We start from the raw sequence: 5881 nt of genomic DNA, 5'->3' as shown, positions 1-5881 counted from the left end.
ATACATGGCAGGCGCATTCAACCGGCATCGAATGGCAGGCTGGAGATATCTTTCCAGCCGCCGCAACGCTCCAGAGGAGACAACGATGTCAATGCTCGAAAACCTCGGCCGCTATGGCACGGCCATCAAGAATGCTCACGACCGCAGCAAGGCGCGACGCCTGTTGAACAGCCTGCCGCCCGAAATCCAGAAGGATATCGGCTGGCCGGTATCGCCGCGATCCAGCGAAAAGGCCGCACTTATCAACACGATCTGGAGCGCCGCGCGCTGATGACCTTCGCCGACAAATGCAAATTGCTCGGCATGCGTCGGGGATCTCGCATGTCCCCGGCGACCACCAGCAACCGGCTGCGTGCCGCACTTCTACCACGTCGCTGAGCACCGCGGCGCGGATCACACCACCGTGTAGATACGGCGCAAATCTTGACATTTTCGGCCACGGCACGATCTTCGAAGATAGTGGGGGTTCTCTTAGTCGGCTTTGCCGAAGTTCGTGTATCCGCATGCCAAGTTTGAAAAGCCATGTCGTGTCTTTCGTCCTGCGGCACAGCCGTAAGCAGGCATTTGCCAGTCCGGAAAATCTGCAGCGCTGGATCGCGGCCGCGCGCAAGACCGAGAACCACCAACCCCCTGCCTCGCTGCATCAGCGTCTCGACATCCAGACACACACCGTAGATGGCTTTCCGGTCTACGAAATCGCTCCCAGAGACGGCGAGCAGAAGCGGATTCTTTACTTGCACGGCGGCGCCTATGTCTTTGAGATCACGCCCTATCATTGGCACTTGATCGCCGAGATGGCGGATCGGCTGGGCTACGGGATCACGGTGCCGATCTATCCAATCGCTCCCGAACACGATTTCCATGCCATGTTCGGAATGGTTGGCGATGTCTACCGGCAGATGCTCGCCGAGACGGAAGCCGAAGACATCGTCTTCATGGGCGATTCCGCCGGCGGCAATATGGCTGTGGTGCTGACCATGATGGTCGCCGAAGAAGGACTGCCCCTGCCGTCGCGGCATGTGCTCATTTCGCCGGGTCTCGACGTGTCGCTCACCAACCCCGCAGTGTTCGAGGCGGAACGCAACGACCCTTGGCTGGGCATAGCTGGCGGAAGGGAGGCGATTCGCCTGTACAGTGCCGGCATCGATCCCAGCGACTGGCACATCAGCCCGGTCTACGGAGATCTGTCCGTGCTGCCAAGAACGCTGCTTTTGACCGGCTCGCGCGATCTTTTGACTCCCGACAATCTGATCTTCGCCGAAAAAGCCCGCGCAGCCGGCGTTGAAATCGATCTTGTCTATGAGGAAGGCATGTTCCACGTCTGGCCGCTGATTGACATGCCGGAAGCCCGGCGCGCCCGCGAGCGCATCGTCGCCTTTCTCGGGGAGAGCCGGATCGTGCACGATACGAGAGTAAGGCCTGAACAGCGCCCCGCCGAAGCGGCGGAGTAGCTCTATACTATCATCCTTATCGGCCGGATCAGAACTTTCCGGTTTCCCGGAAGACTTCGAAGGTCGCGCGGATGTGGTCGGCAACGGCCTTGACCGGGGCACTGGCATCCGGCGCCACCACCATCGCCAGATTGTAGGTCCCGATGTCGGGCATGCCGTCCTTCGGGCAGAGTTCGACCATGTCATTGCCGAGGAACGACTTCGGCAACGGCGCCACGGCGAGATCGGACATGATCGCGGCGCGCTGGCCGGCCGTGTGCGCGCTCATATAGGCGATGCGGTAGTTGCGGCCCTCGCGGCCAAGCGCATCGAGCGCCCCGGCACGCCAGGCGCAGCCCTCTTCCCACAGCGACACCGGCAGCGGCTCGCGCAGATGCGCGCAGCCGCCCTTGGCACCGGCCCAGACGATCGGCTCGGTCAGCAGCACCTCGGCGCCGAGCGCGCTGGTCTTGTAGGAATTGGTCAGCAGCGTGATGTCGAGCGCCCGGTCGTCCATGCGCCGGCGCAGATTGCTGCTCTGGTCGATGGTGACGTCGACGGCGATCGACGGATGCGACTGCGCAAAACGCTTCAGCACATGCGGCAGCACGCGCTCACCGTAATCGTCCGGCGAGCCAAGCCGCACCACACCGACAATCTCGGGAATGATGAACTTCGACACCACCTCGCGATTGATGGACAGCAGTCGGCGGGCATAGCCGAGCAGCATCTCGCCATCCGTCGTCAGCGACACCGAGCGAGCGTCGCGCGCGAACACGGAGCGGCCGAGAATGTCCTCGAGCTTCTTGATCTGCATGGAAACGGCTGACGGCGTGCGGAACACGGCATTGGCGGCGGTGGTGAAGCTGCCGGTCTCGGCAATCGCCACGAACGTGCGCAAAACATCGAGATCGAGCAGCGGCAGCGGATGATTGAGCGGGGCGTTCATGGCAACCGACCTTCAATTTTTCTGATACAAAACATCATTCCATTTCGTTTGATTGAACATCAGATTGGGAGGATAGTCAACTCCATCGAAGCAGTAGCTGCCACAAGCAGCCATGAAACGACCTCGACACAGACCTGCATTCGACACGAAATGAAGTTGAAACAAACCCGCAGTAGCCAACTCGCTGTCTGGCACTAGCCAACCTAAAGGAGAAAGAGATGTCTATCCTGTCGTCCCTTGGTCGCATCGCGACCGAATTCAGCGCGGCGCGCGCCCGCTACCAGACTGAACGCGCTATCCGCTCCCTGCCGATCGAACTGCAGAAGGACATCGGCTGGCCTGAAGCTTCCGATACCAAGACCGGTACTCGCAACGGCGTCGGATCCTGGGCTGGAGCAAAGTAGATCGTGTGTACCATGTGCTGAAGGCCTGCCGCGCAAACCGCCCGGCAGGCCTTCTCTATTTTATTTGCACTCAAATGAATTTTTAGAGCCATGTTTCCAGCGCATGACGCATATGAGAAAGCCGCATAGCAGCTCCTGTTTCCAATTAATGCCTTGTAAATAACCGCAAATTTTGGGCACCTTGCCCAAATCTGTCGCAACCGATGTCGCATTTCATATCAAGCACTTCGCTTTTGCGATTTAGTTTCTGCTTACACAAGCCTATATCGGCGCCAGCAAACGAGCTGCCCCACTCCATCAAGCGAAGGCGACCCGTCTGAGCAACAAATGGAGATGATTATGAAGCTTTTTGCACGCCTCTTTGCCCGCCGCGAAATGAACCTGACCACCGCTCTCGAGCGTCAGCGTCTCGCCAACACTATGCCCGGCCAGACCGGCGCCATGAATGCGGCGCGCCTCGGCTTCGTCGCCTGAAGATTTTAGGGGCAGCGCATCCCTGCCGCTGCTTTAAAACTGTAACGCCGCCTGGCTCCAGCCAAGCGGCGTTTTTGTTTTGCGCGCAGGCAGTACGTTGCCCGTCCCTTGAACAGTTCGTGCCACTTCCAGGGCTCGCTGCACGCCGATTGCCCATTTGCGACCCATGTCGCAAATTTAATCTTGTCGTAGCGGCGTAGCCGATTGACAGACATGGTTTTTCCTGATGTCGCTATGCTATTCGCGACATCCTGTTCGCGCCATGGCTGTGTGAGGTTCCCTTGAACGCCGTAAAGCATCCGATCAAGCGATCGTTTGTATTCTTCCTTATTCCCGATTTCACCATGATCGCTTTTGCGACCGCGCTCGACCCGTTGCGTTCGGCCAATCGCATGCTCGGCTACGAGGCCTATCGCTGGCGCCTCGCCAGCATCGACGGCAAGCCGGTGCGCGCCTCGAACGGGGTCGAATGCGCGGTCAACACGTCGCTCGAGGATGAACGCAAGAAGATGGCAGGTCCCGACCGGCCGAATATGGCCATCGTCTGCAGCGGCATCAATGTCGAGCGCTACCAGAACAAGTCCGCCTTCGCCTGGCTGCGCGAGGAATACAATCGCGGCGTCGCCGTCGGCGGCCTGTGCACCGGCGCGCATATCCTCGCCGCCGCCGGCCTGCTGTCCAACAAACGCTGCGCCATCCACTGGGAGAACCTGCCGGGCTTTTCCGAAGCGTTCCCGAAGGCCAACGTCTTTGCCGACCTCTTCGAGATCGACCAGAACATCTACACCTGCGCCGGTGGCACCGCCGCACTCGACATGATGCTGAAGCTGATCGGCGACGACTTTGACGAGAACCTCGTCAACCGCGTCTGCGAGCAGGTGCTGACCGACCGCGTGCGCAGCCCCACCGACCGCCAGCGCCTGCCACTTCGCGCCCGCCTCGGCGTCCAGAACTCGAAAGTGCTGACCATCATCGAACTGATGGAGGGCAATCTGTCGGAGCCGCTGTCACTGATCGAGATCGCCGACCATGTCGACCTGTCGCGCCGCCAGATCGAACGGCTGTTCCGCACCGAGATGGGGCGCTCCCCTGCCCGCTACTATCTGGAAATCCGGCTCGACCGCGCCAGGCATCTGCTAATCCAGTCGTCGATGCCGGTGGTCGAGGTGGCGGTCGCCTGCGGCTTCGTCTCGGCCTCGCATTTCTCCAAATGCTACCGAGAACTCTACGCCCGCTCGCCGCAACAGGAGCGCGTCGACCGCAAGCAGCTGCTGGCGGCCTGATCCGATATCCCTTAGAGAATTGTCATGACATTGTCTGGCAAAATGTGATATCCTTATGTCGAAAGGTGTCACATGACCACGAGAACGACTCGATCCGAAAAACTGGACTTGCGTCTTACCGTCGAAGCAAAGCGGACGCTCGCGACCGCAGCCGCCGTTGAACGCCGTTCGCTGAGTGATTTTGTCCTTGAAAGTGCACTTGGGCGCGCCGAGGAAACACTGGCGGACCGACACAGCTTCTCCCTCGACGCAGAAAAATGGGCTGCGTTCATGGCGGCGCTGGATGCCCCCACGCGAGATCTTCCGCGCCTGAAGCGCCTGCTGAGTGAACCGAGCATCTTTTCCGGCCGCGATCCAGCGTGAGCCGGTTTCGTATCGAGAAACTGGCTCGCACGCATCTGGTGGATGTGTTCGATTGCGGCGAACTGCCGCTCAACAGGTTTCTCGCCAGGTACGCACTTCAAAACCAGCAAGCAAATGCTTCGCAAACCTATATTGGTCTCTCCGGCGAAGATGTGGTCGGCTTCTATACGCTCGTGGTTGGTGAAGTCGCCTATGATGGTGCGCCCGAGCGGTTGACGAAAGGCCTTGCGCGCCATCCGGTTCCGATAATGCTGCTGGCGCGTCTCGCGGTCAGCCTGAACTGGCAGGGCAAAGGCGTTGGCGGCGGAATGCTGCGCGATGCCATCCTGCGCAGCCTGCAGGCGGCTGACATTGCAGGCATCCGCGCGGTGACCGTACATGCCAAGGATCACAACGCCCGCGCCTTTTACGAGCGTTATGGTTTCATTCAATCCCCAACCGACCCGCTACACCTCTATGTGCTTGTAAAGGATTTACGGAACCTTTGAGGCACACGTAATCGGTCTGCGCTCCGCCGCCTGAACCTCAGTAGTCGTCGCAGGTGCATTCCGCCGAGGAGATACGGTCGTTCCAGTCACTGCCGCCCAAATTGCGGATCCTGCGCGTGATCTCGATCGAGCGGCCGCCCATCCGAGAATCCTCATAGGCCACGAGCGTGCAGCCGCGGCGAACGATCACCGACGACACACGGTCATTCCAGAACTGGCCGCCACGAAAATTTACGGAATCCTCGGCGCCCATGCCGATGGACCGCCCGCGAAAATTCCCGTTCTCGAACATGATGCAGGCAGCCTGGTTGTATTGGGCGCTGGCGACGTCGGCATAAAGCACAGACGCGACTGCGGTCAGGATGGCAAGACGTCTCATCGGTGTTTCCTCGGTTTGGCCGCGCTCCTGGCTGGATCACGCGGCCCGCCCAGTTTGCCACTGCTTCGGTAGCGGAGGCAAGCCTGGAGCGTAAGCCCGAACAGGTAGGCA

9 protein-coding genes are annotated in these 5881 nt (G+C 60.0%); 7 read left to right on the top strand and 2 right to left on the bottom strand.

Annotated elements, in window-relative coordinates:
• Window positions 1-85: 85 nt before the first annotated feature.
• A complete protein-coding gene (locus EN750_RS15585) occupies window positions 86-271 on the top strand; it encodes a hypothetical protein (protein WP_127271300.1) in 186 nt (61 codons plus the stop codon).
• 232 nt (window positions 272-503) lie between these two features.
• Complete coding sequence (locus EN750_RS15580) at window positions 504-1451, top strand: alpha/beta hydrolase (protein ID WP_127396945.1); 948 nt, start codon at window positions 504-506, stop codon at window positions 1449-1451.
• A gap of 28 nt (window positions 1452-1479) precedes the next feature.
• On the opposite strand, the gene EN750_RS15575 is transcribed toward EN750_RS15580, so the two are convergent.
• Complete coding sequence (locus EN750_RS15575; RefSeq protein WP_013531163.1) at window positions 1480-2379, bottom strand: LysR substrate-binding domain-containing protein; 900 nt, start codon at window positions 2377-2379, stop codon at window positions 1480-1482.
• A gap of 218 nt (window positions 2380-2597) precedes the next feature.
• Between EN750_RS15575 and EN750_RS15570 the strand changes: the two genes are divergently transcribed.
• From EN750_RS15570 to EN750_RS15545, 5 genes are all read left to right on the top strand, one after another.
• Window positions 2598-2783, top strand: coding sequence for a hypothetical protein (locus EN750_RS15570; RefSeq protein WP_032930657.1), 186 nt, complete (start codon window positions 2598-2600; stop codon window positions 2781-2783).
• Window positions 2784-3122: 339 nt separating this feature from the next.
• On the top strand, window positions 3123-3257 hold the full coding sequence (locus EN750_RS41490) for a hypothetical protein (RefSeq protein ID WP_013531161.1): 135 nt from the start codon (window positions 3123-3125) through the stop codon (window positions 3255-3257).
• A gap of 344 nt (window positions 3258-3601) precedes the next feature.
• A complete protein-coding gene (locus EN750_RS15555; RefSeq protein WP_348625597.1) occupies window positions 3602-4540 on the top strand; it encodes a GlxA family transcriptional regulator in 939 nt (312 codons plus the stop codon).
• Between the two features lie 72 nt (window positions 4541-4612).
• Window positions 4613-4903 carry a DUF1778 domain-containing protein gene (locus EN750_RS15550; RefSeq protein ID WP_027034749.1) on the top strand — a complete coding sequence of 97 codons (291 nt, stop codon included), beginning with the start codon at window positions 4613-4615 and terminating at the stop codon, window positions 4901-4903.
• On the top strand, window positions 4900-5391 hold the full coding sequence (locus EN750_RS15545) for a GNAT family N-acetyltransferase (protein ID WP_127317913.1): 492 nt from the start codon (window positions 4900-4902) through the stop codon (window positions 5389-5391). Before EN750_RS15550 ends, EN750_RS15545 begins: the two co-directional genes overlap by 4 nt.
• Window positions 5392-5428: 37 nt before the next feature.
• Here EN750_RS15545 and EN750_RS15540 read toward each other — a convergent pair whose 3' ends face one another.
• Complete coding sequence (locus tag EN750_RS15540; RefSeq protein ID WP_023812325.1) at window positions 5429-5770, bottom strand: peptidase inhibitor family I36 protein; 342 nt, start codon at window positions 5768-5770, stop codon at window positions 5429-5431.
• Window positions 5771-5881 lie beyond the last annotated feature (111 nt).

The sequence above is a fragment of the Mesorhizobium sp. M7A.F.Ca.ET.027.03.2.1 genome (assembly GCF_003999175.1).
Lineage (GTDB): Bacteria > Pseudomonadota > Alphaproteobacteria > Rhizobiales > Rhizobiaceae > Mesorhizobium.
The sequence above is the reverse complement of the archived record's forward strand: the minus strand, read 5'-3'. Positions and strand labels throughout refer to the sequence as shown.

Coding starts and splice junctions, on each gene's coding strand:
- EN750_RS41490 (WP_013531161.1), top strand. CDS start 3,123: ATGAAGCTTTTTGCACGCCTCTTTGCCCGCCGCGAAATGAACCTGACC.
- EN750_RS15585 (WP_127271300.1), top strand. CDS start 86: ATGTCAATGCTCGAAAACCTCGGCCGCTATGGCACGGCCATCAAGAAT.
- EN750_RS15575 (WP_013531163.1), bottom strand. CDS start 2,379: ATGAACGCCCCGCTCAATCATCCGCTGCCGCTGCTCGATCTCGATGTT.
- EN750_RS15555 (WP_348625597.1), top strand. CDS start 3,602: ATGATCGCTTTTGCGACCGCGCTCGACCCGTTGCGTTCGGCCAATCGC.
- EN750_RS15550 (WP_027034749.1), top strand. CDS start 4,613: ATGACCACGAGAACGACTCGATCCGAAAAACTGGACTTGCGTCTTACC.
- EN750_RS15540 (WP_023812325.1), bottom strand. CDS start 5,770: ATGAGACGTCTTGCCATCCTGACCGCAGTCGCGTCTGTGCTTTATGCC.
- EN750_RS15580 (WP_127396945.1), top strand. CDS start 504: ATGCCAAGTTTGAAAAGCCATGTCGTGTCTTTCGTCCTGCGGCACAGC.
- EN750_RS15570 (WP_032930657.1), top strand. CDS start 2,598: ATGTCTATCCTGTCGTCCCTTGGTCGCATCGCGACCGAATTCAGCGCG.